The following is a 21,887-nucleotide window of genomic DNA, read 5'->3' on the forward strand; positions in this document are numbered from 1 at the left end:
AACTGCACAAGGCCAACGTTTTTGTAATCACTGAATCTTTTCTATAGCTCCTTTAGTCCTTTGATGTTTGCTTCCGGATCGGTGGCGTTGAACACGAAACTACCTGCTACAAGGGCATCGGCACCGGCATTTACCAAGCGTTTTCCGGTTTCAAAATTGACCCCGCCATCAATCTCTATGAGGGTATGGGAATTTGATTCTATGATGAGTTTTTTCAGTTTATCGACTTTGTTGATGGTCTGTTCAATGAATGACTGCCCTCCGAATCCCGGGTTCACACTCATTAATAGAACGACATCAATGTCCTTAATAATATCTTCTAACAGGGAGACTGGGGTATGCGGATTCAGTGAAACCCCGGCTTTCATACCTTGTGCTTTTATTTGCTGAATCGTACGGTGTAAGTGAGTACATGCCTCGTAATGTACGGTTAAGATATCTGCTCCGGCTTTGTGAAAAGCCTCCACGTAACGTTCCGGCTGCACGATCATCAAATGCACATCCAGTGGTTTGGTGGCCATTTTCTTTATTTGGGAAACAACCGGGAGCCCGTAAGATATATTAGGGACAAATACTCCATCCATGATATCCAAGTGAAACCAATCGGCTTGGCTCCGGTTTACCATTTCAATATCTTTTGATAGATGCAGAAAATCTGCAGATAATAGCGAGGGAGAAACAATAACGCTCATTTCTAAGAGTTTAAAATTTGGAATTTAAATTATTTGTACCAGCTAGCGTACATGGAGTAAGAATTTACAATTCTTTCCACTTCATCGCGTAAGAGCTCCGGCCCCATTTGTTTTAATTTTTTTGCAGGAGTCCCCGCATATACCCAGCCGGATTCAACAACGGTGCCTTTCGTCACCACGCTACCGGCTGCCACGATGGAGTTACTTTCGATGACAGCATTGTCAAGGACAATAGCACCCATGCCAATCAGTACATTATCATGAATCGTACATCCATGAACCACGGCATTGTGGGCGATAGAAACGTTATTTCCGATATTGGTAGGGGATTTTTGATAGGTTGCGTGTATCGTTGCGTTATCCTGAATATTTACTTTGTTACCGATTTTAATATAGTGTACATCGCCTCTCAGAACAGCCCCGTACCATATACTACAATCGTCACCCATCTCCACGTCGCCAATAACAGCGGCATTTTCAGCTAAAAAACAATTCTTGCCGAATTTCGGTGTGTGTCCATTTAATTCTCTGATTATTGCCATAATATAATTGAAAATTGAGAGTTGAAAATTGAATTTTGTGTTCCATTTTCAACTTTCCGGTTTGTAAACTAATTTAACGTGTCGAAATTACGAAATATATAGCAGAAAACAAGAGGGGATGGTCTTTTTAAAGATTTCCGCTTGGAGACCGGAAAAAATTCTCTGATTTTTTTTGCTTTTAGAAAAAAGGTGTTACTTTTGCATCGCAGTTGGGAATAACCCACGCTTGAGTTCTTAAATGGAATGATAAATGCGAAAATAGCTCAGTTGGTAGAGCATAACCTTGCCAAGGTTAGGGTCGCGGGTTCGAGTCCCGTTTTTCGCTCGCTTTTGAATGCGAAAGTAGCTCAGTTGGTAGAGCACGACCTTCCCAAGGTCGGGGTCGCGGGTTCGAGCCCCGTTTTTCGCTCTTCAAGACGCACAAGTTTCTTGTGCGTCTTTTTTTATTTTAAATCGTATGTTATTTTCGAAAAGTTTACTGATTTTTTGATAGTGTTTCAAAAAATGCTAGAATTTCTATTGCTTTTTCTATTTTTCTTTGTAACTTGTGAATGAAAGTGTACCTACGTAGTTTTGATGTCATTTGATGTCTCAGCTTGATTTTTACAATTAATCAATGTAAATTGTTATTTATGAGAACGCAATTATATACAATACTAACCTAATATAAAAATGGATAAAAATGATAGTGTACCAAAAAGTGTGTAAATCCCAAATTTTTTATTTTTGTAATGGAACTGTCAAAAATGAATATTTATGGAATTTACACATGAACAAATCTCGGAAATAATTTCAGAAATAACAAATGGCGAATCCGGTTTTCATGGATTAGTAAAACGCGGGTTAGAGAGTTTAATGCTCACCGAGCGAAGTCTTCATAACGAAACGTTATCAGACGTGAGTAACGGTTTTCGAGGCCGTAGAGTCTGTCATGGAGGTAAGGTCTTCGAGCTTCGGGTCCCGCGTAGTCGTAACAGTAATTTTTACCCGATGTTACTAGGCGTGTTGAAAGACCAGGAAGAAGAAGCGCAAAAGCTAGTGAGTAGCCTTTATTGTAGTGGTTTAACCACGGAACAAGTGGGTAAAATTTACGAACAGTTTTACGGCAAGCATTACAGTAAAAGTCAGGTAAGTCGTCTCTTGAACACGGCACGTGAAGATGTAAACGCCTGGCTGGGGCGTAAACTTGAGAAGCGTTACCCCATTCTTTATATTGATGCCACTTATGTCCTCACCCGGCGGGATGAGTCCGTGAGCAACGAAGCCTACTACACGGTTTTAGGGGTGAAAGAAGACCGGACAAGGGAAGTTTTGACCGTCGTGAACTTCCCCGTGGAAAGCGCCACGAACTGGAAAGACGTGTTCGAGGATCTAAAAGCGAGAGGGGTCCAGGAGGTTAACCTCCTGGTGTGTGACGGGCTCCCCGGCATTGAAAATGTCCTGGCGGATACTTTCCCGCTGGCGGATCTACAGCTATGTACCGTGCATTTGAAGAGGAATATCGCGGGAAAGGTCAAGCCAAGGGACAAGAAACAAGTGCTGGAAGAGCTTAAACAAATTTGCGCTCCCGACCAGTGGGAGATCTCGCCGGAAAAGGCTTTTCTAAAATTTAAAGAGTTTATTGCCAGGTGGCAGAAAAGTTATCCCGTCTTGAAAAGATATTGTCACGACAGGTACAGGTTCTACTTCACGTACTTCAAGTATGAAAGAGAAATCAGGGGGATGATTTACACTACAAACTGGATCGAAAGGCTGAACAGGGATTACAAGAGGGTTATAAACATGAGGGGCGCAATGCCAAACCCGCGAGCCGTCATCCTGCTCATGGGAACGGTGGCGCAAAATGCAGATATTTACAAGTACCCAATTTATAATTTTTTAGAATCAAGATTATTTTATTAAAAATTAATAGATTTGCAAATATGAAAAAAGAAGGGCTATACACACTTTTTGGTACACTATCAAAATAAACGTGGTTTATGCCGAGATTATTGTTCTCGGCATTTATCTTTTCAAAGATGTAAGTCTTTTGATGAAGTAATACAAAAATTACAAGAGTTATCGGAAAAACATTCTACTGATGATTTTGATGAGGTGGTCGTAAGCGTTTCCTTGGGACGTTTTTGTACTTCCCCAACAAGATGCCAACCCTGTATTTTTCGCAAAGGTCGTTCAAAAAAGACTCAAACTCCGAACAGCAGCAATCCGTAATCTTATACTCCATGTGGGTTACTGATATGTGGGCAGATTTGTTATGAGTAGGACATCTTTTAGGTTCTACTCTAAATTTTAGGTATTTCTTAAAGCGTAAACTATCTGTATTCATGGGCACAAAAGTAGTTATTCCTATAAAAATATCATTAGTTATCACTATAAAAATAACATAAGATATTGTTGATTAGTAATTTGGATGTTTCAGCGAAATTTTGTAACTTCAAGTAAATTTCGGTGAAATATGAGTAATAACGCTAACTTATTCTATTTCTTTAAACAGTTTCCCGATGAGGATTCTTGTAGAAAGTATTTAGAGAAACGAAGATGGGGTAATACTCCAACTTGTCCGCATTGCGGAAACGCACAGAAAATATACCGTTATAAAAACGGGAAAACTTTCAAGTGCGCACATTGTAAAAAGCAGTTTTCGGTGAAAACGGGTACAATTTATGAAAACTCAAACATCCCATTACAGAAATGGTTTCTTACTTTCTATCTGATTTCATTATCTAAGAAAGGTATTAGCTCTATTGAGTTGTCCAAGACTATCGGTGTTACACAAAAGAGCGCTTGGTATTTATTACACAAGGTTCGTTATATGCTGGAACATCGTAATTCCGATAACCAGCTACGTGGTACAGTCGAGGTTGATGAAACGTATGTTGGTGGAAAGAAAAAGGGCAAACGTGGTCGTGGTTCTGAGAATAAAACTCCCGTATTTGGTGCTGTACAACGTGGTGGACGTTTATCCATTACACCCGTACCAAATGCGAAGCGTAAAACCTTAGAGCCAATTATCCACAAACGAGTTAAGAAAGGAACCCATATAAACAGCGATGAATGGTGGGCATACACTAAACTATGCTCGGACTATGCACATGATGTAGTAAATCACAGACGTAAAGAATATGTTCGTGGTAAGGTACACACTAATACTATTGAAGGTGCATGGTCACATTTGAAGCGGTCAATAATGGGAACTTACCATAGACCGAGTAGGGAACACCTTTCTAAGTATTGTGCAGAGTTCGAGTATAATTACAACACCCGCAAAAACTCACCGGAAATTAAATTCAAGAAAATCATTGATAAGAATTTAATCCGTGTTAGTTATAGAACAATAACTGGCACATAAACTCAATTAATTTTATGGAAACAGTTTCAGTGAAACTCGTGGTTTTCAAACATCCGGAACCTGCGAGATGGGATACCTATTGTAGTTACTGCCCAGAGTTACAGTATTTCTTTGGACGTGGTGAAACAGTAAATGAAGTTGTAGAACAAGTACACCAAACGCTACTTGAGGAACTTCAAAATAGGAATGCGTATAAAAATCTTCATAATTTAGGTTGGAATATTACGGATACTTCAATTAAAGTTCCTATTTTTACAGACGAAGAAGCTGTCAGTCTTACCGAACAGTCTTATGAAGTAACAATTAGTAACTATCAAATAGTAAAAATAGATGTTGAAGTCCCACCAGCAAGAAAATTGTGGTGAATTGTACCCAATAGCCACAGATATATTTGAGCACTTTTTAAGTGAAAGTGGATTTACCTGTACTAACATAACTAATGGCTTTGATATACATAAGAAAGGAGAACTTTACATTAAAATACCGCAAAAGAAAAACCTCACAAAAAATCAAGTAAAGAATCTCTTAACTAAAGCAGGTTTGCAAATTGAAGATTTCAATTTGTATATAGAGCATACAAAAGCAACCAATCTTTTCAATTTTTTGGTGGACGAATCTCTGAAAGGGCCTTCTCTGAAAAATAAAAATACGGAATCTTAATCCCGTATTTCAATCTTTGCAGAAGTATATCCCCATATACTAAGGTAGTAAGTTCCTTTGTTTACTTTGTAGCCTACTTCTTCCACTTTTCCGAAACCAGCATCTACGGTAGTGAAGAAAAACATTGCGGGTTTGAACATTTCAAATTCAGAATCATATACCCCAGATTCTTCAACTTCTATCATATCGGTATCTGTTAGCTTCCAAGAAACATCACTTATAAGAAGTTGCTGGGTTAAGTTGTTTTTGATTTGAACTTTCAGAACAAGATTATATGTTCCGTCCGATAGCTTAATGGTGTTAATCTCTTTGAAAAGGAACTTCACTTCTCCACCGTTTTTACTTGGGAATGTAAGTTCATCACCAGCGATTAATGTTTTAGGTTCTTTTGCCGCTTTTGTTTCAGTAACAGGTTGCGAGGTTTCTTGTGTGGTAGATTCTGTTTTCTTGTTATTGCCACAACTTACAAATAACAAACACAAGGCTAAGAGTAATTTCTCCATTTTACGTGTATTTATAGGTGAATAATGCGACAGCACACCTATTATTTGAACACGCAAAAAGGCGTGGACTTACCTTGTCTGACTAAGAGGTACGACCAAGCACCCGACAACCACAACAAGAGTAATGCCCACGCCAAGACGCAGGCACTAACTAATGTTCTTCGAGGTTGTCTTTGAAATTTGGTCGTTTTCTTAGCCCTCAAAACAATAGCTAATGCTATCAATATTTTAACGGTACAAAGGTAGTTACTTTATAAGAAATAACAAAGTATGAGGCTGATGTTTAAAAGCGATTTGGAAAATCCAAACTAAAATCTTATGTTTGGTGTAAATAGTATATAATTACGTATGAGAAAAATATGTATGATCAGTATTGCTTTTTTATTATCCAGTTATTCAATTGCAATAAATGATAATAAAAAAAATTCCGAATTAGGTGTCGCTTTAACCAGTAGGGAAATTCATGCTATAAAGGATCTCAAAGAAATGGTTCTGGGGTTTACTGGAAAAAGTAGGATGACAGCGATCCCATTTTCTTTTGCTGAAATTTTAAATATAGATAGCACAAATATTACATTATTACCATATTATGATTTTGATACGGCTATTTTTTATGAGGATCCTTCTCCAGAAAAAATACTAGAGAGTCTTACAGTGTCAGATGATTTGTATTTTGCAATTTCAAAAGACGGATGTCTAGCATATAGTTTGCTTGCGAAAAAGAAAGAAGATTCTTGGGTTTTAAGTAGATTTTCAGAAAATTGGGGAGAGGTTATAAAATGGTTCCCAGAAAGGTTGCAGGATGCAGATTCAAGAGATTTTAAAATATTTCGAGTAGGGGGAATCGAGTATTTTCTTTATTATAAAAATGGGAAAACAATCTATTCAACGAATATAGGTCAAGAGATTTCAGAAGAAATATTGTGCGAAATTATATTAGAATCAATTCATCAAGTGGATGAAAATAAAAAGTATTTAGATAGTATAGGTGTGCATTTTTAGGAAAATAAAGGAGGGATAAAGCTTTATGTTTGAGTTCCCTCCTCAAATTTATTTGATTTGTTTTTTATTCGTGAAAATCAACAAATACACGACTATCTCTGATTTTCTTGCAATAATTGCTGACTTTCACGTGTTCCGGATGTACTTTATAACGAGCAAGGGCATCCGTATCTTCGAATGTGGAGATTAATACGGCATCGTATGCCATATCCGATGTTTTTTCATTAATGCCAACTTGTAGGGATTTTATTTCCGGAACGATACCGACTAGTCTTTCCAGACTCTCTTTCATGATTAAGGCGTTCTCTGCTTTTGTTTTTCCTTCGGCAAACTCCTTGAGTTTCCACATGACAATATGTTTTAGCATACTTTTTGATTTTAAATAATACGTTGCAAAAATAGTCTTTTATAAAAAATAAAACTAATTTTGAATGCAAGTGAGATTGGTGGGGGATTGAAGAATGAATGTAAAAACAAACGAGTTATGGTGGAGAAGGCTAGAAAATCAAAAATATCAAAAAAACAGACGGTTACAGATATAAATTTCAAGTTTAAAAGTATTCGCACGAGTTGTAGCGAGGTAGTTGATTTTACCGGAAATAAGCGTTATCGTACAGTTTTTCGATTGAACGAAATCGAGACATTGTTCGTGGACACGGAAGTGATAAACAAGCAGTTTGATGAAAAACCTTGGGATGCGGAGATCGTGGCTGCTTTGATATATATGCAGGGAGACCGACCTATGTTGGTGGCGCAAAAAGGAGGAAAGGTTACAATCCCTGAAACAGAGTCTGTCTTCCAATTCTCAACCACTTTTTCTGCTGAGGATTTTACGGACTTTAAGTTTCAAGAAGGTGTCTATCGGGTACAGGTGATGATAGACGGGCAAGCCGGGGTATCGGATGAAATCCATTTATTGGAACCGCACGATTTGTTTCGGGATTATTTCCAGTTATTGGATATCGGGTTCGATAAATGCGTGGAGGAAGCTCCTGATGTGCAGCGCCCTCACTCGTATCAAGCTTTTTCTGCCAAGGGGTTGGAGGATATTCGGTTTTATTTGGTGGCAGAGAATTTTTTATCGAGCGAATGGACGTATGAATTTTTGATTAATGTATTTGATTCGAATGGCATATTAAAAGCAAGCCGAGTGGCTAAAGGGAATTATTACATTCCGAATCGGGAAGGGAAGCGCTTGCTTTGCTTTGCATTGGATTTAGGGGCAGGGCTGAATAATTTTTGGGAAGAAGGGAAATATAGGGTTGATGTGTTATGTTTTGATCAACCGGTGATACATTTGGAGTTTTCGATCGGGGAGCAGGATTTACCCTATAATTTTACGGACGAAATTGCAGAAGTTAACGGGCAGGTACACGAGGTCGCAGGTGTACCCTCAACTCCACAAGATAAAGAAGAGGCTTTATCTCGCCTGTACCAGTTGGTGGGATTGCGTAAGGTGAAAGAAGAAATTACCCGGATGTACGAGTTGGCGGAATTTGTGAAAATGCGACAAGAGAACGGTTTTAACGATAAACTTCCGGTTTTGAATATGATCCTTATGGGAAATCCGGGAACGGGTAAGCACTTGGTTACCGAGATCACGGGAGAGATGTTTTACCGTTTGGGAGTATTGGTAAACGGTAAAGTGCATCGGTATAAGAGAGAGGATTTTACCCGTCCGGGAATGGATGCGGAAGAACAGTTGATCCGGGAGGCTATCGCGAAGAGTATGGGCGGTATTCTGTTGATCGAGGATGCGGATGAATTGTACCCGACCAACGACCCGAATGATCCGGCTATGCGTATTTTTACCGTGTTGTTGGGAATTCTGGAGCAGGAGCAACCTTCTTTGTTGGTTGTCATGGCGGGAGATGTGATGACATTGCAGGCTATTGTTGAAGGTGTTCCCGGTATGAAGAAATGTTTCCCTTACCAGTTTGTTTTTGATGATTATTCGGCAGAGGAATTGATGGAAATCACTCATCAAATGTTGGAGAAACGGCAATTTAAGTTTACTCCAGAGGCTGAGGATAAGTTCTCCGATATGTTGAAAGATTGTTGTTCCGTGAGGGAATCCGGCTTTTCCAATGGTAGGTTTATAGAAGAGCGGCTGGATGATGCTTCGACACGGATGGCGAAACGGTTGATGTCGAATCACAAGGGAACACGTACCAAGGAAGATATGATGTTAATTCAAGTGGAAGACATCGACGCTCCGGAGCAACCGGATCCTAGTAAGTCTGTTGATGCATTGAATGAGATGATTGGATCGAAAGAGTTGAAAAACAGCTTGATTAGTTATATTAATTATATCTATTTTATCCGGGAGAGACAGAAACACGGGTATGCGGATGTGATTCCGCCTTTGCACATGTTGTTTACCGGGAATCGGGGAACTGGGAAGACTACCGTGGCTCGAATGCTCGGGGAAATATTCGAGTCGGCCGGGATTTTGGAAAGCTCTATGGTAACTGTTAGGAGCAGGGGTGAGCTTATCGGTGATGGCTCTATTCCCCCGCAGCAGATTGCCATGTATGTTTTCGAACAGGCAAGAGGGGGTATTCTTTTCTTGGAAGATGCTCATACCTTGTTTCAGGATAATGTGGGGGCAGCGGCATTGAGTGTCATTTTCGGGCAGTTGTCGCCTACCGATAATGGAGATACCATTGTTATATTGAGTGGTGATCCGGAAGCGATGGATAAAGCTTTGGCTGGAAATCCGAAAGTGAAAACTCTTTTCCCGTATCATTTCCATTTTTCCGATTACACGCCGGAAGAGTTGCTAGAGATTGCGGTTCAAAAAGTGGCGGAAAAGAATTATACCTTGCACCCGAAAGCGAAAGAAGCGTTTAAAGCCTTGGTTTCCCAAGTGTGTAACGAGCATGACAAATTCTTTGGAAATGCTTTATTTGTCGAGAAGATGGTGGATAAAGCCATTCATAACCTATCTGCTCGGACCATGAAGATCAGGAAGGAGCGGGAACTTACTCGAAAGGAGATTACGACATTGATGGCCGTGGATATTCCGACGGCGACTTCCGAGTTACCCAATTCTTATAGAGATACCTTCGACGAGAAAGAGATTGCCTCTGCCTTAAAAGATCTGGATCACATGGTGGGACAGACGAAACTTAAAAAACAGATTCATGATTTCGTGGATTTGGCACGTCATTATAATCAACAAGGGATAAAACTGAATACCCGCGTATCCTTGCAATGGTGCTTTACCGGAAACTCCGGGATGGGAAAAGGAACGGTTGCCCGGATTATTGCTCGTATCTATAAAGCCATGGGAATTATAGACAAGAGTGAGGTGACGAGTTTTAAGGTAGAGCGTTTACTCGGGTTGACCGAGGAAGATGTCATACAAAGTATTGGCACGGCTTTATTGCAATCGAAAGGTGGGTTATTTTTCTTTGATGAAGATTCCAGTAGTCTGAATGAAGTTGCCGGTTTCCGGGATCGAGTAAGGGCAATTCTTGTGAATCAGTTGGCAACACAACCGGGAGCTTATAACGTGATATACGCGAAACAGGATCCGCCCCGTCAGATTATCAATGACGAAGTAGAAAAGGTTTCTGATATGATTAATATTCTTGTTTTTGAGGATTATACGGCTGATCAGTTAATGGAAATATTGAAACGTGATCTTGCCACGGATAATACACGGATGACGAGAACGGCTCAACAACATATGGAACAATTTATATCTTATATTGTTGCGAATAAAAAACGTAGTCATGCCAGCGCCCGGTTAATCAAACTGGTTGCTGAGATGATGATGCGAAATCGGGTACAGCGTTTGGCCAAAAGCAAAAAAGCGAATGACATGGAAACGAAGCACTCGGTTACGAAACAGGATGTTGAGATGTTCACACCTGCCATGTTGGATAGTATGATATCAGAAAGGAATACAATCGGGTACAAACAATGAATCGCAGAATACTTCATCTTGCTATTCCTTCTATCGTGTCTAACATTACCGTTCCTTTGTTGGGATTGGTAGACGTGACAATCGTGGGACATTTAGGGGCGACAGCTTATATTGGTGCCATCGCTGTGGGTGGATTGTTGTTCAATATCCTTTACTGGAATTTCGGTTTTCTGCGAATGGGTACCAGTGGGCTAACTTCGCAGGCATACGGTCGGAAGGATAAGGATGCAGAGATACGGATACTAGTACAGGCGGTGAGTGTCGGCTTGTTTTCTGCCCTAGCTATGTTGATTTTGCAATATCCGATAGAGCGACTGGCTTTTCGGCTATTGGACACGAGTGCGGAGGTGGAACAATATACGGTCACTTATTTTAGAATCTGTATCTGGGGGGCTCCGGCGGTGTTGGCACAATATGGTTTCACGGGGTGGTTTATCGGAATGCAGAACTCCCGTTATCCGATGTATATTGCCATTGTGATGAACGTGATTAATATTGTATGTAGTTCCTGTTTCGTCTTTTTGTTCGGGATGAAGGTGGAGGGGGTGGCCTTAGGGACAGTTGTCGCTCAATATTCGGGGGTGATGATGGCCTTGGGGCTTTGGTTTTATAATTATAAAGAATTGTGGGGGCGAATGACGTTTAAAGGAAGTCTTCAATTAATTGCTATGCGGCGTTTCTTTGCCGTGAACCGGGATATATTTCTCCGGACACTTTGTTTGATTGGGGTGACTACATTTTTTACTTCAACAGGAGCTCGTCAAGGAGATGTAATTCTGGCTGTTAACACGTTGCTTATGCAGTTGTTTACCTTGTTTTCTTATATCATGGACGGTTTTGCCTACGCGGGGGAGGCGCTGTCGGGACGTTACGTGGGTGCTTGCAATCTGATACAGTTGAAACGAGCGGTAAGGGCATTGTTTGGTTGGGGTGTTGGGTTGTCGTTGGTTTTCACGTTATTGTACGGGGTTGGAGGAGAAAATTTCTTGGGATTATTGACGAATGACAAGATCGTGATAGAGACTGCCGGACATTATTTCTACTGGGTGCTTGCTATTCCGCTAGCAGGATTTGCTGCTTTTTTGTGGGATGGAATTTTGATCGGAGCTACAGCTACCCGTTTTATGTTATGGTCTATGTTAGTCGCTTCCGGTAGTTTTTTTGTGATTTATTACTGTTTTTCCGGGGCTACGAATAATCACATGTTATGGTTGGCCTTCTTGGTTTACCTTGCGCTACGCGGGGGGATGCAGACTTTATGGAGTCGGAGGGTATTTACTTTAGAATATCTCCAGCGTTTGAGATCATAAATTGAAGATGGGATAGGTTTATTTGCTCGCTTTTTATTATATTCGCGGTGCAAATACGTGTAGTTGAAAATAAACAAATAAAACACATGGCTATAGTATTCTATCAAAAAGATGCAACAGTGTATGCCGTACACTATAAAGAATCGGAAAACCCTTTAGATGTAAGTAAGTTGGAATGGTTATTCAGTGGGGCTAAAAAAGTTCAAAGCAATTCATTGGAGAACTTTTTCGTGGGACCCCGTCGGGAAATGATTACCCCGTGGAGTACTAATGCCGTGGAGATTACTCAAAATATGGGTATTTCCGGAATTTTGCGGATAGAGGAGTTTACTCGTGTGGAAGATGAAAAAGCGGCTTTTGACCCGATGTTACAAGCATTTTACAAAGGTCTGAATCAAGATACATTTACGATTGACAAGAAACCGGACCCAATCGTGTATATCGAGGATATCCGGGCATATAACCAACAGGAGGGATTGGCGCTGAATGAAGATGAAATTTCTTACCTGGAAGGTCTTAGCAAGAAATTAAATCGCCGTTTGACGGATTCCGAGGTGTTTGGTTTTTCACAAGTGAATTCCGAGCATTGTCGCCATAAGATCTTCGGGGGTACGTTTATTATTGATGGGGAAGAGCAAGAAGAGTCTCTGTTCTCCATGATCAAGAAAACTTCCAGAACGAATCCCAACCGGATTGTTTCTGCCTACAAAGATAACTGCGCATTTATTGAAGGACCGGCTGCAGTGCAATTTGCCCCGGCAACACCGGATAAACCGGATTTTTACACGCAAAAAGATATTAACACGGTTATTTCTTTGAAAGCGGAAACTCATAACTTCCCGACCACGGTGGAGCCTTTTAATGGGGCGGCAACCGGTTCGGGTGGAGAGATCCGCGACCGTATAGCAGGAGGACAAGCGGCTCTTCCATTAGCAGGTACGGCAGTTTATATGACATCATATCCGCGTTTGGAGGCAGGGCGTTCTTGGGAATCAGCTATTGATCCTCGAAAATGGTTATACCAGACTCCGGAAGATATTTTGATCAAGGCTTCTAACGGGGCATCTGATTTTGGAAATAAATTCGGACAACCACTTATCGTGGGTTCCGTGTTCACGTTCGAGCACGAGGAACATGAAAAGACGTATGGTTACGATAAAGTAATTATGCAGGCCGGTGGTATCGGTTTTGCTAATAAAGAACAAGCCATGAAAAAGACCCCGGAAGCCGGAGAACAAGTTGTGCTTCTTGGGGGTGATAATTACCGCATCGGAATGGGGGGTGGTGCCGTTTCTTCTGTAGATACCGGGGTATATGCCAACGCTATTGAGTTGAATGCGGTGCAACGTTCCAATCCGGAAATGCAAAGACGGGTATGTAACGCCATCCGGTCTATGGCCGAGAGCGATGTGAACCCGATTGTATCCATTCATGACCATGGGGCAGGAGGGCATTTGAATTGCTTGTCCGAGTTGGTGGAGGAAACAGGTGGATTGATTCATTTGGAGAAATTACCTGTCGGAGATCCTACTCTTTCTGACAAAGAGATCGTGGGAAATGAGTCACAGGAACGGATGGGGCTCGTGATGAAGGCAAAGGATGTGGAGACATTACAGCGAGTGGCTGATAGGGAGCGGGCTCCGATGTACGTGATAGGAGAGACCACGGGAGATCATCGTTTCGTGTTTGAGGATGCTAGAACTGGAGAGAAACCCATCGATTTGGAGATGACAGATATGTTTGGAAATCCCCCGAAAACTGTTATGGAGGATAAAACCCAAAGAGAGCATTTTGCCGATATCGAATATAGTGAAGATAAAGTTGAAGAGTATATCGAGCAAGTATTACAGCTTGAAGCTGTTGCTTGTAAGGATTGGTTAACCAATAAAGTTGACCGTTCTGTTACCGGTCGCGTGGCTCGTCAGCAATGTGCCGGACCTCTGCAGTTACCTTTAAATGACTTGGGTGCTATGGCCCTCGATTATCGTGGAGAGAGAGGTATTGCCACGTCCATCGGACATGCTCCGGTAGCTGCATTGGCAAACCCGGCTTGCGGTTCGAGATTGGCGATTGCAGAGGCCTTGACGAATTTGGTTTGGGCTCCTATCGAACAGGGAATTAAAGGTGTTTCCTTGTCTGCTAACTGGATGTGGCCTTGTAAAAATGCCGGTGAAGATGCCCGTTTGTATAAGGCCGTTCAAGCTGCCAGTGATTTTGCCATTGAGTTGGGAATCAATATCCCGACGGGAAAAGATTCTCTTTCTATGACGCAAAAGTATGGAAAGGACAAGGTGTACGCTCCGGGAACTGTGATTATTTCTACCGTGGGTGAGGTTACCGATGTGAAGAAGATCGTTTCCCCGGTACTGAAACCGGATCAAGATTCGGAAATCGTGTATATCGACTTTTCTTTTGATAAATTGCAATTGGGTGGTTCCAGTTTGGCCCAGGTGTTGAACCGGGTGGGTAAAGAGACTCCGGATGTAAAGGATTCCGTTTATTTCGTGGATGCTTTCATGGCAATACAGCGTTTGGTTGAGGAGGGATATGTTTTAGCCGGACACGATATTTCTGCCGGAGGTATGATTACGACCTTATTGGAGATGTGTTTTGCCGACAATCGCTTGGGATTGAATATTGATTTTTCTTATTTGGCTGAAAAGGATATCGTGAAGATCCTGTTTGCAGAGAATCCGGGTGTACTTGTACAGATCAAGGATTGCAAGAAGGTTGCTGCTATTTTGGATGAAGCCGGTGTAGCTTACAATTTCTTGGGGCGTTTGGGTAAAGCCGGAAAGTTGAATATCAAAAAAGATAGTAAAACTTTCAACTTGGATATCCCGTCGTTGAGAGATTTGTGGTTCAAGACATCTTATTTGCTGGATCGTCGTCAGAGTGGTAATGAGTTGGCCCTTGAAAGATATAAAAACTATAAGAATCACGATCTGAAATACAAGTTTACTCCTTCATTCAGCGGTAAGCTTTCCCAATATGGTTTGGATGTCAATCGGGTTAAACCTTCTGGTATAAAAGCTGCCGTTATCCGAGAGAAAGGATGTCAGTGCGAGCGCGAAACGGCATGGGCCATGCATTTGGCCGGTTTTGACGTGAAGGATGTTCACATGACAGATCTTGTTTCCGGAAGAGAAACCTTGGAAGACGTGAATTTTATCGTGTTTGTTGGTGGGTTCTCGAACTCGGACGTGCTTGGGTCGGCTAAAGGATGGGCCGGAGCTTTTAAATATAACGAAAAGGCTCGGGTGGCTTTGGAAAACTTCTATAAGCGTGAAAATACTTTGAGTTTGGGTATTTGTAACGGTTGCCAATTGATGGTTGAGCTTGATTTGGTGTACCCGGAACAGGGCGAGAAAGTAAAGATGTTGCATAATACTTCCCATAAATTCGAATCCGCTTTCTTGAGCGTGGATGTTGTTGAAAGTAATTCTGTATTATTGAAATCATTAGCCGGGTCTCGTTTGGGTATCTGGGTGGCACACGGAGAGGGAAGATTCCAGTTGCCTTACGGACAGGAAGAATATAATATACCACTTCGATATAGCCACGATACTTATCCGGCAAATCCGAACGGGTCTTCTTTTGCCACGGCTGCAATTTGTAGTAAAGACGGACGTCACTTGGCAATGATGCCTCACTTGGAACGTTCTCTCCATCCGTGGAACTGGGGATATTACGCGGAAGATCGGAATGGAGATGAAGTCAGCCCATGGATAGAAGCATTTGTAAATGCCCGTTTGTGGATTGAGGAGCATAAATAATATACATCTCACGAATGCAATAGAAGGGAGTACTTCACACAGAGGTACTCCTTCTTATTTTACTTAATGAACCTATTATTTTGATTATTATTCTTATTTTTGTCGGCGTGTAAAAAAGTACGATCAACATGGATTTACTCAAGAAAAGAATTTTACAAGATGGAAAATGCTTTGAAGGTGGCATTTTAAAAGTGGATAGTTTTATTAATCACCAAATGGACCCGATTTTAATGAAGTCGATCGGGGTGGAATTTGTGCGTCGTTTTGCGAATAAGGATTTCAATAAAGTGATGACCATTGAGGCTAGTGGGATAGCTCCGGCGATCATGGTGGGGTATCTTTTGGAATTACCGGTGGTCTTCGCCAAGAAAAAGCAGCCGAAGACAATGGAAAATATGATCTCAACGACGGTACGATCTTTTACAAAAGATCGGGAATATAATGTTTGTATCAGTAAAGATTTTTTGACAAAGAAGGATCGTGTGCTTTTTATCGATGATTTCCTTGCAAACGGGAACGCTGCGAATGGTATTATTGATTTAATAGACCAAGCGGGGGCTCAATTGGTAGGCATGGGATTTATTATTGAAAAAGCTTTTCAACATGGGGGCGAAGTACTGAGAGAACGTGGGATTCATGTTGAATCTTTAGCTATTATAGATAGTCTTGATAATTGTCAGATAAAAATAAGATAGTCCGTATGAATGAAACGACCAATTGTCAGGTTAGTTCGGCCATTATTTATGGAATAGAGGATCGTCCGCCTTTTAAAGAGGCTTTTTTTGCTGCATTACAGCATTTATTAGCCATCTTTGTTGCTATTATAACCCCACCGTTAATTATTGCCGGAGCATTGAATCTTGACTTGGAAACAACGGGTTTCCTTGTCTCTATGGCTCTTTTTGCCTCAGGTATTTCTACTTTTATTCAATGTAAGCGGGTGGGATCTATCGGAACCGGGTTATTGTGTATTCAAGGGACAAGTTTCTCGTTTATAGGTCCGATTATATCTACGGGATTAGCGGGTGGTTTGCCTCTGATATTCGGGGTGTGCATGGCAGGTTCTGTGGTTGAGATGCTGATTAGTAGGGTTTTGAAATATGCCAAGAAAGTCATTACCCCGCTGGTATCGGGAATCGTGGTTACATTAATCGGAATGAGTTTGGTGAAAGTAGGTATTACGGCTTGTGGTGGGGGAGTTATTGCTCAAGAGAACGGTACTTTCGGTAGTTTCGAGAATCTTGGGTTGGCTTTACTGGTGTTGGTCTTGATTATCTTCTTTAATCGAAGCAATAATAAATATTTACGGATGAGTTCCATCGTGATCGGGTTAGTCGTTGGGTATGTTGTCGCTTATTTCATGGGAATGATAGATTTTTCGTCTGTACAGAGTTATTCCGGGGTAAATATTCCTATTCCTTTTAAATATGGGTTAGCTTTCAGTTGGTCATCATTTATTGCCGTTGGGTTGATTTATATGATTACTGCTATCGAGGCGTATGGTGATATTACGGCTAATTCTATGATTTCGGGGGAACCCGTGGAAGGAGAGAAGTTTATTAAACGGGCTTCCGGAGGAATCCTTGCCGATGGTTTCAATTCTTTTTTGGCAGGGGTATTTAACTCTTTCCCGAATTCCGTGTTTGCCCAGAATAACGGGATGATACAATTGACGGGAGTGGCCAGTCGTTACGTGGGATATTATATTGCCGCTTTTCTAGTGATATTGGGACTTTTTCCTGCTGTCGGACTGGTGTTCTCGTTAATGCCGGAACCGGTTCTGGGGGGAGCTACACTACTTATGTTCGGTACGGTTGCTGCTGCCGGAATCCGCATTATTGCTTCCCAAAATATAAATAGGAAGGCCACATTGGTAATTGCATTAAGTTTCTCTTTGGGATTAAGTGTCGAATTCATTCCGGAAATATTGAACAGTTGCTCTGATACCATTAAAAACATATTCTCGTCCGGAATCACAACGGGAGGTTTGACGGCAATTTTGTCGAATGTACTGATACACGTGAAAGAATAACGATGCCATCTTGTTAGGATTAATAATGATTAGATGAATAGCATAAAATGATAGGAATAGAAGAGATTTACCCTTTGGCTGTTGAATTCCGACGTTATTTTCATCAACATCCGGAATTTGCCATGCAAGAAGTGGTGACGCAGCGCTATATTGCGGAAGTACTGGAACGAAATGGAATCCCGTACCAAAAAGTGGGGACGGGATTAATTGCAACCGTGGGGAAAGGAGAGAAATGTATCGCGATTCGGGCTGATATGGATGCTCTGAAAGTCAAGGAAGAGACCGGATTACCCTATTGTTCTCAAAATGAAGGCATGATGCATGCTTGTGGACATGATATGCATATGGCTATGGTTTTAGGGGCTGCACTTGTTCTTAAATCACGGGAAGATAAATTACAGGGAACAATAAAAATTGTTTTTCAACCCAGTGAAGAGAAGCGTCCGGGAGGGGCTCGTTTATTACTTCCCGAGCTTTTAAAAGAACCCGTTCCGCAAGCTATATTCGGACAACACGTATTTCCGAACCTTCCGACCGGAACTGTCGGAATTCGTCCTGGGGCCTTTTTCGCCTCTTCTGATAATATTATTTTTTCCGTGGAAGGTAAAGGTACTCATGCTGCTATGCCACACATGGGGTCGGATCCCATATTGGCCACGGCTTGCTTGATACAATTTTACCAGACGTTAATTACTAAATTTCGAGATCCGTTGATCCCGGCCGTTCTTTCAATTACTTCTATACACGGAGGCACATGTAATAACGTAATTCCGGATCGTGTAGATGTGTTGGGAACCGTTCGTACACATGACAACTCTTTACGATACAAGATTTTCGAGTTAATTGAGGAGAAATCTAATTCTATTTGTGATTTGTACGGTTGTACATTCCATTTGGATAAAACATGGAATGGATTGCCCGTGTTGGTGAATGACAAGAGTTTGACTGAATTTGTGACGAAAAATGCAACGGATTTACTGGGTGAACAACATGTGATCCTCATGGATCATCTTACTTTAGGAGAAGATTTTGCCATTTACTTGGAGAAGATTCCAGGAGTATTCTGGGTCTTGGGTGTTCGTCCACCGGAACAGGAGAGTATGCCTCCGCTTCACAATCCGGGAATGGCTCCTGACGAGAATGCCATGAAAATAGGTATCACACTAATGGTGGAAAATTGTGTCAAGATGTTGGGTTCATGAAATACTTTAGGATACATATTAAAAATCCCCAAGACTCTGAGTCTTGGGGATTTTTAATCACATGTTCCGATGATTACTGTAAATCTGCTATATTTACTTCTATCGCTGCCGGATAGATTCTTTCCGGATCAAAGAATGCTGCACAACTATTTACCATATTTTTAAGTTGTGGTTTAACTTTCCCCTTGAAAGCTTCTTTTCCATTTACTACCAATGTAATTTCCTTGTTTAGATCCACTAGCTGATCATTCAAGTAAATGATTACTTTTCCTTTTGTTGCAGGTTGATAGCTTTTTTCAAAATCCAGTTCGATCCCCCAGTTCGGATCAATTTCTGTTGCTTTATAAGTAACTAAATCCACCTTTAAAGAAATATGATTTTCCTGTATATCCATTTCATAGTAGGTCCTGGATTGCGTATCATCATTAGAACGTTCTTCAACAAATAGGTTGTAGAATCCGTCACGATATATTCCGTCCATTTCGAAATTTTCCCAGCTCACATGCTTGGGATAGGGATTCCGGGTATATTGTTTTAGCCAAGGAGTTGTAAGTTTGTAATCAATACCGTGTCCCATACCGGGGATAAGTTCTATGCGGTGGATAAAGTTACCCGGATTAGCTTTTTCTAATTTATCAAATGCATCTTTCGTACGTTGTGTGAGTTTATTCCTGTAAAATCCTCTGTCATTTTCTCCTGTTAGCAGGGAGAAGGCAATGTTTCTGCAATTTTCAACAGGAGCATTCTTCAGGGGTTCCCCGCCAGCCATTGGACCTGCCGCTGCAAGATAGTCTGCATAGAATGAGGCTAACCGTTGACTACCGTACCCGCCTTCTGAGATTCCGAAAAAGTAAACTTTATTGGGATTGATTTTTCCGGATACGAAAGCTAAACGCAGCATCTTTTCCCAAGCAAACTGCTTTGCCTTTTGCCACCAACGATAGTAATCACCCATATTGGGTATTTGAGGTATAAAATAAACACATGGGGCATCATCGAACTTTTGGCATATGTTGAGTCCTGTTTTCCATTCACCGGTTTTGTCTCCAGAGCCATGCGTGTATAAATATAACGGGAAACCTCCTTCTGGTTCTGCTTCCCCCTTATAGCCCCAATAATAGGGCATGATAGCATGAGGTTCAAGGCGTACCGGAAGAGTCCATCTCCCTGAATTTGCTTTCTCCAGTTTATCGAGATAAATCAGTTTTTGTTCTGTGAATTTGTTATTCGCCTCTTTCCATGCGGCCCACACGATTTGTTGCATCTTTTTTACATCTGCTAATTTGAGCGAGCTTTTGTTGTTATAGGCATCTGCATGACCTGACAGATGACCGGAGAAGTAGGACGTGATTCTTTCTTTTGTTTTTATATCCTGTTTTTTCAAGGATACTTCCTGAGCCATACTATAGTTAGAAAATGCAAGGATAATTAGCAGGCTCAATATTTGGAATGAATAAATGGTATTTTTCATGTTGTTATTTGTATTTTGTATCGTTGCAAAACTACAAAAAATATGCAACGGATGTCTGCAAGTCTGATAGAGGTTATTGTACTTAATAAAAATGACTGGATAATGAATATTAGCCAGTCATTTACCGTCTATTACTAATCCTAAATGATTACTTGTAGATTTTTCCAGAAAGTTCTCCGCGAAGAACCATCAGTCCGTTCATGGCTAATGCTCTCATTTCATCTTCACCGGCATATACTTTTATCGGAGCGATGAATCCAACCATCTCTTTCACGTAATCAACCAAGAAAGGATTATGAGCGATTCCTCCGGTCAACAAGATTCCATCAACTTTACCTTTTAACACGGCAGCCATTTCTCCGATAGCTTTACCCACTTGATAAGACATGGCATCTTGTACTAATTTGTATTTCGGGTCTTCTTTTGCTTTTATTTCTACTTCGTAAGCATCGTTTGTTCCGAGGTAAGCTACTAATCCTCCGGCACCTTTTAACATTTTCTTGATCTCAGCTTCGGTTTTCTTACCACTGAAGCATAGTTTTACCAACTGACCGGTAGGAAGACTTCCTGAGCGTTCCGGAGAAAACGGACCATCCCCATCTAAAGCATTATTCACGTCAATTACCCGTCCGTGATCATGTGCTCCAACAGAAACACCGCCACCAAGATGTGCAATAATCAAGTTAATATCTTCGTATTTCTTCCCAATCTCTTTGGCATAAGTACGTGCTATTGCTTTTTGATTCAAGGCATGGAAGATAGATACTCTCGTGAAATCAGGATGTCCGGTTAATCGAGCTACATCTTGTAATTCATCAACAACTACAGGATCAGCGATATAAGCTTTTGTTCCGTTATTAAGAGATTTAGCGATATCGTTTGCGATCAGACCACCTAGATTAGAGGCGTGTTCTCCAAGTGGAGGATTATTCAAGTCGTTAATTAACGCTTCATTCACCTCATATACACCGGATTCAATAGGTTTAACTAAACCTCCTCTTCCAACGATTGCATTGATTTCGTTAATATTAAATCCAGCATCTTTCAGTTCGGAAAGAATAATATCTTTCCGGAATTGGAACTGTGAAGCCACGTTATCAAATTTCGCAATTTCCTCTGCGGAATGTTTGATATTCTTTACAAACTTCTCAGTTTCATCTTCAAAGATTGCAATTTTCGTGGAAGTTGATCCCGGATTGATCGCAAGAATTTTAAATGACATAATTTTAATTGTTATTTTAAATATTAATAATTATTCTTTTTCGCACGTTTTGAGGCTGCAAAATTTATAAATTGTAAGTGATTACGCAAGTTTTTCTTCAAAAATATTTCTTTTTCTTTTTTTATAGCGAAGAATAGTAACTCATACCTTCGTTGTTTCGATATTATTAATCTTTTGCCCGGCTAACATGAA

The 21,887-nt window shown here is 40.9% G+C and carries 17 protein-coding genes and 2 tRNA genes; 13 read left to right on the top strand and 6 right to left on the bottom strand.

Translation table 11 applies throughout. The annotated features are described in order from the left end of the window. Positions 1-41: 41 nt before the first annotated feature. Positions 42-692 carry a ribulose-phosphate 3-epimerase gene (rpe, locus tag D8S85_RS02040; RefSeq protein ID WP_106624574.1) on the bottom strand — a complete coding sequence of 217 codons (651 nt, stop codon included), beginning with the start codon at positions 690-692 and terminating at the stop codon, positions 42-44. A 29-nt stretch (positions 693-721) separates the two neighbouring features. Beyond that, positions 722-1,234, bottom strand: a complete 513-nt coding sequence (locus tag D8S85_RS02045; protein WP_106624575.1) for a gamma carbonic anhydrase family protein — start codon at positions 1,232-1,234, stop codon at positions 722-724. A 252-nt stretch (positions 1,235-1,486) separates the two neighbouring features. On the opposite strand from D8S85_RS02045, the gene D8S85_RS02050 reads away from it, so the two are divergent. The 6 genes from D8S85_RS02050 (at position 1,487) to D8S85_RS02075 (ending at position 5,243) form a co-directional block, all read left to right on the top strand. Continuing rightward, positions 1,487-1,559 (top strand) — tRNA-Gly (locus D8S85_RS02050). A gap of 11 nt (positions 1,560-1,570) precedes the next feature. After that, positions 1,571-1,643: transfer RNA gene (locus tag D8S85_RS02055), tRNA-Gly, on the top strand. Between the two features lie 347 nt (positions 1,644-1,990). Then, positions 1,991-3,136, top strand: a complete 1,146-nt coding sequence (locus D8S85_RS02060) for an IS256 family transposase (protein ID WP_127074756.1) — start codon at positions 1,991-1,993, stop codon at positions 3,134-3,136. A gap of 553 nt (positions 3,137-3,689) precedes the next feature. Then, entirely contained in the window at positions 3,690-4,583 is an 894-nt protein-coding gene (locus tag D8S85_RS02065; RefSeq protein WP_106482182.1) for an IS1595 family transposase, read from the top strand. Positions 4,584-4,597: 14 nt separating this feature from the next. After that, a complete protein-coding gene (locus tag D8S85_RS02070) occupies positions 4,598-4,948 on the top strand; it encodes a hypothetical protein (RefSeq protein ID WP_106482180.1) in 351 nt (116 codons plus the stop codon). Next, positions 4,914-5,243 (top strand): hypothetical protein, encoded by a 330-nt coding sequence (locus tag D8S85_RS02075; RefSeq protein ID WP_127074757.1) that lies wholly within the window; start codon positions 4,914-4,916, stop codon positions 5,241-5,243. The genes D8S85_RS02070 and D8S85_RS02075 overlap by 35 nt, the downstream gene beginning before the upstream one ends. Here D8S85_RS02075 and D8S85_RS02080 read toward each other — a convergent pair. Next, positions 5,240-5,746 (bottom strand): hypothetical protein, encoded by a 507-nt coding sequence (locus D8S85_RS02080; protein ID WP_106482176.1) that lies wholly within the window; start codon positions 5,744-5,746, stop codon positions 5,240-5,242. The genes D8S85_RS02075 and D8S85_RS02080 overlap by 4 nt on opposite strands. Before the next feature lie 348 nt (positions 5,747-6,094). Between D8S85_RS02080 and D8S85_RS02085 the strand changes: the two genes are divergently transcribed. Further along, positions 6,095-6,748: a hypothetical protein gene (locus tag D8S85_RS02085; RefSeq protein WP_127074758.1), complete on the top strand. Its 654-nt coding sequence runs from the start codon at positions 6,095-6,097 to the stop codon at positions 6,746-6,748. A 64-nt stretch (positions 6,749-6,812) separates the two neighbouring features. Here the strand turns inward: D8S85_RS02085 and D8S85_RS02090 are convergent, their stop codons facing one another. Then, the gene (locus D8S85_RS02090; protein ID WP_106624577.1) at positions 6,813-7,115 is read right to left on the bottom strand and encodes a Dabb family protein; all 303 of its coding nucleotides are present in this window, start codon (positions 7,113-7,115) and stop codon (positions 6,813-6,815) included. 60 nt (positions 7,116-7,175) lie between these two features. Here D8S85_RS02090 and D8S85_RS02095 point away from each other — a divergent pair, with 60 nt between their 5' ends. The 6 genes from D8S85_RS02095 to D8S85_RS02120 all read left to right on the top strand — a co-directional run bounded on the left by D8S85_RS02095 (position 7,176) and on the right by D8S85_RS02120 (position 19,002). After that, positions 7,176-10,682, top strand: a complete 3,507-nt coding sequence (locus D8S85_RS02095) for an AAA family ATPase (RefSeq protein ID WP_106624578.1) — start codon at positions 7,176-7,178, stop codon at positions 10,680-10,682. Then, entirely contained in the window at positions 10,679-11,992 is a 1,314-nt protein-coding gene (locus D8S85_RS02100) for an MATE family efflux transporter (protein ID WP_106624579.1), read from the top strand. Before D8S85_RS02095 ends, D8S85_RS02100 begins: the two co-directional genes overlap by 4 nt. Before the next feature lie 86 nt (positions 11,993-12,078). Continuing rightward, a complete protein-coding gene (gene purL / locus D8S85_RS02105; RefSeq protein ID WP_106624580.1) occupies positions 12,079-15,768 on the top strand; it encodes a phosphoribosylformylglycinamidine synthase in 3,690 nt (1,229 codons plus the stop codon). Between the two features lie 128 nt (positions 15,769-15,896). Beyond that, positions 15,897-16,463 carry a xanthine phosphoribosyltransferase gene (gene xpt / locus D8S85_RS02110; RefSeq protein WP_106624581.1) on the top strand — a complete coding sequence of 189 codons (567 nt, stop codon included), beginning with the start codon at positions 15,897-15,899 and terminating at the stop codon, positions 16,461-16,463. A gap of 5 nt (positions 16,464-16,468) precedes the next feature. Continuing rightward, positions 16,469-17,800 (top strand): nucleobase:cation symporter-2 family protein, encoded by a 1,332-nt coding sequence (locus tag D8S85_RS02115; RefSeq protein WP_106624582.1) that lies wholly within the window; start codon positions 16,469-16,471, stop codon positions 17,798-17,800. A 47-nt stretch (positions 17,801-17,847) separates the two neighbouring features. Further along, positions 17,848-19,002: a M20 metallopeptidase family protein gene (locus tag D8S85_RS02120; protein ID WP_228423318.1), complete on the top strand. Its 1,155-nt coding sequence runs from the start codon at positions 17,848-17,850 to the stop codon at positions 19,000-19,002. A 73-nt stretch (positions 19,003-19,075) separates the two neighbouring features. Here D8S85_RS02120 and D8S85_RS02125 read toward each other — a convergent pair whose 3' ends face one another. Beyond that, a complete protein-coding gene (locus D8S85_RS02125; protein WP_106624583.1) occupies positions 19,076-20,473 on the bottom strand; it encodes a hypothetical protein in 1,398 nt (465 codons plus the stop codon). A gap of 148 nt (positions 20,474-20,621) precedes the next feature. Beyond that, positions 20,622-21,695, bottom strand: a complete 1,074-nt coding sequence (gene buk / locus D8S85_RS02130) for a butyrate kinase (RefSeq protein WP_127074759.1) — start codon at positions 21,693-21,695, stop codon at positions 20,622-20,624. Positions 21,696-21,887 lie beyond the last annotated feature (192 nt).

This window comes from Butyricimonas faecalis (assembly GCF_003991565.1).
Classification (GTDB): Bacteria; Bacteroidota; Bacteroidia; order Bacteroidales; family Marinifilaceae; genus Butyricimonas; species Butyricimonas faecalis.

Bases quoted from the DNA above. Each gene is read 5' to 3' on its own strand.
- rpe (WP_106624574.1), bottom strand. From the start codon at position 692: ATGAGCGTTATTGTTTCTCCCTCGCTATTATCTGCAGATTTTCTGCAT.
- D8S85_RS02045 (WP_106624575.1), bottom strand. From the start codon at position 1,234: ATGGCAATAATCAGAGAATTAAATGGACACACACCGAAATTCGGCAAG.
- D8S85_RS02060 (WP_127074756.1), top strand. From the start codon at position 1,991: ATGGAATTTACACATGAACAAATCTCGGAAATAATTTCAGAAATAACA.
- D8S85_RS02065 (WP_106482182.1), top strand. From the start codon at position 3,690: ATGAGTAATAACGCTAACTTATTCTATTTCTTTAAACAGTTTCCCGAT.
- D8S85_RS02070 (WP_106482180.1), top strand. From the start codon at position 4,598: ATGGAAACAGTTTCAGTGAAACTCGTGGTTTTCAAACATCCGGAACCT.
- D8S85_RS02075 (WP_127074757.1), top strand. From the start codon at position 4,914: ATGTTGAAGTCCCACCAGCAAGAAAATTGTGGTGAATTGTACCCAATA.
- D8S85_RS02080 (WP_106482176.1), bottom strand. From the start codon at position 5,746: ATGGAGAAATTACTCTTAGCCTTGTGTTTGTTATTTGTAAGTTGTGGC.
- D8S85_RS02085 (WP_127074758.1), top strand. From the start codon at position 6,095: ATGAGAAAAATATGTATGATCAGTATTGCTTTTTTATTATCCAGTTAT.
- D8S85_RS02090 (WP_106624577.1), bottom strand. From the start codon at position 7,115: ATGCTAAAACATATTGTCATGTGGAAACTCAAGGAGTTTGCCGAAGGA.
- D8S85_RS02100 (WP_106624579.1), top strand. From the start codon at position 10,679: ATGAATCGCAGAATACTTCATCTTGCTATTCCTTCTATCGTGTCTAAC.
- purL (WP_106624580.1), top strand. From the start codon at position 12,079: ATGGCTATAGTATTCTATCAAAAAGATGCAACAGTGTATGCCGTACAC.
- xpt (WP_106624581.1), top strand. From the start codon at position 15,897: ATGGATTTACTCAAGAAAAGAATTTTACAAGATGGAAAATGCTTTGAA.
- D8S85_RS02115 (WP_106624582.1), top strand. From the start codon at position 16,469: ATGAATGAAACGACCAATTGTCAGGTTAGTTCGGCCATTATTTATGGA.
- D8S85_RS02120 (WP_228423318.1), top strand. From the start codon at position 17,848: ATGATAGGAATAGAAGAGATTTACCCTTTGGCTGTTGAATTCCGACGT.
- D8S85_RS02125 (WP_106624583.1), bottom strand. From the start codon at position 20,473: ATGAAAAATACCATTTATTCATTCCAAATATTGAGCCTGCTAATTATC.
- buk (WP_127074759.1), bottom strand. From the start codon at position 21,695: ATGTCATTTAAAATTCTTGCGATCAATCCGGGATCAACTTCCACGAAA.